General features: G+C 37.2%; 1 protein-coding gene. It reads right to left on the bottom strand.

The features are described from left to right. Window positions 1-998: IS5 family transposase (locus JK139_RS15395; protein ID WP_218332176.1), on the bottom strand; the 998-nt coding region annotated here is incomplete at both ends.

Here is a 998-nt window from a genome sequence, read left to right as displayed (position 1 = left end):
ACCTCGGTAACCTCTGTCTAAAAAAATATTCTTGGGTTCTTTATTCATCAATCTTTCATATTGCTGTATTGCTGCCGGTAATGTTTTTGAATCGTGTACATTATCGCTAAAGTTTAATGCACCTACAACTACTCCGGTGTTTTGTGTGATTAAAAATGATGCTTTGCTACCAAACTCAAACTTCTTATGCTCTTTGCCTTTGGTGTAACATTTTACTTCTGGCTCATGAAGACTGTAGGTTTTATTGCTGTCACTTCTTTTTTGTGCTAATACTTTTTTAAACAATGATACATCCATTGCATACTTACTTGCATCATCGGGTTCAAGTTTTCTTTCTATCTCCCGAACCAATCTGCCTGCTATGGTTTTAATTTTTTTGCTTGCCTTTCTTGCTTTTGCAAAGCCGCCTTTGTTTTTCTTGAACCGTTGTATGGTGCTAAGTTTCTTTACTGTAAACTTGTAACTCTGACGCAACTCGATGTTTTCTTCTGCTGCTATCTTCTGACATTTTACAATTATTTTTTTGTACAACTTATCATCGGTTGGATAAGTGATATTCTTTTCCTGCACTGTTGTATCACCGCTTAGATTATCATCATCTGCATCTTTACCATTGATGCGGATACTTTCTTTGAAAATTAATTCTACACCTTCTTCACCAATACGTTTTCTGAACTCCACCAACTCCGTTGCAACACATGGTGGTTTAACTGAAAATAATTGTTCGCCACCAAAGTATTGATAGTACGCATTCTCAGCCCACTGTTCTACCACACTCTCATCACTTAAATTGCGAAGCTGTTTTAAAATCAGTAGTGATACCATTAGCCTGATTGGTTTGGCAGGTGCTCCCTGAGAGGCACTGTAATGCTTTTTAAACGCTTCGTCAAATATTTTCCAATCAATCGTATTTGCTAAAATATACAGCGGATGCCCGTGGCTTAACTGCTCTTCAAACGTACTGTAAAAACCAAGTTGGCTTGTTGATTTTTGCTTTG

This window comes from Hydrotalea lipotrueae, from assembly GCF_019249625.1.
Classification (GTDB): domain Bacteria; phylum Bacteroidota; class Bacteroidia; order Chitinophagales; family Chitinophagaceae; genus Hydrotalea; species Hydrotalea flava.
The sequence above is the reverse complement of the archived record's forward strand: the minus strand, read 5'-3'. Positions and strand labels throughout refer to the sequence as shown.